Origin of the sequence: Eudoraea sp., assembly GCF_049665975.1 — a bacterium.
Taxonomy (GTDB): Bacteria; Bacteroidota; Bacteroidia; order Flavobacteriales; family Flavobacteriaceae; genus Eudoraea.
This window is the reverse complement of sequence record NZ_JBATGR010000495.1, coordinates 1-1668: the sequence shown is the minus strand read 5'-3', so window position 1 is coordinate 1668 and position 1668 is coordinate 1. Positions and strand designations below refer to the sequence as shown.

Genomic DNA, 1668 nt, shown 5'->3' with positions numbered 1-1668 from the left:
GATGAATACATCTACTGGCAGAAAGCTGGCAGAAAAACGACACAACTTTATGCTTAGTTACCTGGACCAATTCTATCAGGAATGGAAAGGTTTAAAATGAGATCATTATCATTTAATTCCATTATTTTTAATAATTAATGATCTGCCTTAGTTATTCCAGGATACGTCCTATTTTTTTGTATATTCTGTCCTTATTTTAAAATCATACTCCACTATGAAAAGAAGAAGTTTTGTCAAAAAAGTAGCTGCGTCTTCTACTGCTTTTTCAATTGTCCCCAGCTTTGTTTTAGGAAAAGGACATGTGCCTCCAAGTGATACCTTATATGTCTCGGCCTTTGGTGTGGGTGGCCGTGGAGCAGGGGTTATGAACGGTCTTGATAAGACAAATAAAGTAAAGTATGTTACCTTATGTGATGTAGATGACCGCAGAGCAGCAAAGAGTTATAAAAAATACCCGGATGCAAAACGCTACAAAGATTTCAGAAAAGTATTTGACCATCATTTGAATGAAATAGATGCCATAATGGTTGCTACCCCCGATCACACTCACGCAGCTATTGCCTTGCCTTTTATGCGTGAAAAAAAACATGCCTATGTAGAAAAACCATTAACCCACAATATTGGGGAGGCTCGTTTAATGACTCAAATTGCCCGGGAAAATAGTATAGTTACCCAAATGGGAAACCAGGGTGCTTCCAGTGATGGAAGCCGCGAAGCCAAAGAATGGATAAAATCTGGAGTAATTGGCAAGGTAGAAAGAGTTGATTGCTGGACAAACAGGCCGGTATGGCCACAGGGAGTTCCGGTACCAACCGAGGTAGATCCCATTCCTAAAGGCCTTGATTGGGATTTATGGTTGGGTCCTGCGGCAATGCGTGATTATAATGAATCCTATCTTCCTTTTAAATGGCGTGGCTGGTGGGATTTTGGAACCGGGGCATTAGGCGATATGGGTTGTCATATCATGGAAACCCCTTTTGGAGTGTTAGATCTTGGGTATCCCACAGAGGCTGAAGCCAGTTGTACTACGAATTGGGTAGGCGATTTTATAGAGGCTGATTATAGTGAATCCTGTCCTGCTTCTTCTTTGGTTAGACTTAAATTTAATACCGCTGAGCATGGTGATATTGCATTAAACTGGTATGATGGCGGAATGATGCCAGATCTGCCAGATGAACTAAAAGATGATGAAAAAATTGGTGATACGGGGGGCGGAACCGTGTTTTATGGAACCAAGGGAATTTTAGTTTGCGACACATATTCCAGAAATGCCCGGTTGTTACCTTCTGAGAGAATGCAACAGATAAATCCACCTGAACCTTATTTAAAAAGAATAACAGGTGATACTGGTGGTCATCAAAGCAATTGGGTGGAAGCATGTTTAAACGGTTCAGAAACCTCCTCGGATTTTAAGCGTTCCGGACCTTTAACAGAGGCTGTTTTAATGGGGAACCTGGCTATCAAGTCTTTTCAGTATAAAGAACCAAAAGAAATTGGCCGCGGATTTACATATCCGGGTAGACGAAAAATACTTTGGGATGGAAAGAATATGAGAGTAACAAATTACGAGAAGGCCAACGAATGGGTTAAAGGCTCTTATCGTAAGGGATGGGAACTAAGTTAAACTAAGGTTTATCCTGTTTTATTTCTGAAGAATCGCAGAGAATT

1 protein-coding gene is annotated in these 1668 nt (G+C 40.8%); it reads left to right on the top strand.

The window, feature by feature from the left end; genetic code table 11:
- Positions 1 to 214 precede the first annotated feature (214 nt).
- A complete protein-coding gene (locus WBN20_RS15830) occupies positions 215 to 1624 on the top strand; it encodes a Gfo/Idh/MocA family protein (protein ID WP_424282379.1) in 1410 nt (469 codons plus the stop codon).
- Positions 1625 to 1668 lie beyond the last annotated feature (44 nt).

Bases quoted from the DNA above. Each gene is read 5' to 3' on its own strand.
- WBN20_RS15830 (WP_424282379.1), top strand. From the start codon at position 215: ATGAAAAGAAGAAGTTTTGTCAAAAAAGTAGCTGCGTCTTCTACTGCT.